Origin of the sequence: Pseudomonas sp. SIMBA_068 (assembly GCF_046534705.1) — a bacterium.
Taxonomy (GTDB): domain Bacteria; phylum Pseudomonadota; class Gammaproteobacteria; order Pseudomonadales; family Pseudomonadaceae; genus Aquipseudomonas; species Aquipseudomonas putida.
In genome coordinates, this window is record NZ_JAWRYI010001444.1 from 1 (window position 1) to 242 (window position 242).

Genomic DNA, 242 nt, shown 5'->3' on the forward strand with positions numbered 1-242 from the left:
CCCGCCATCCGCTGTCGCGAACATCCCACTGTACGCCGGGATAGTACTGATTACCGTGCCCCTGCCCGGGAATGGTACGGCTGATAATACTGCCGCATCCGCTTAAGCAGAGCACAGCCACGACGATAACCCCCGCCTTTAAGCACCCTTTCACCACACATATCCGCCATGAAGAAACAGCCATCGAGATCGTCACGCGCTGCTCGCGGTGACTGCCAGCAATAAATTTATCAGCGAATCGC

1 protein-coding gene is annotated in these 242 nt (G+C 56.6%); it reads right to left on the bottom strand.

Going from position 1 to position 242, the window contains the following annotated elements; translation table 11 throughout:
• Positions 1 to 242 (bottom strand): hypothetical protein (locus SB756_RS34410; protein ID WP_410913797.1); only part of this gene is annotated, 242 nt, incomplete at both ends.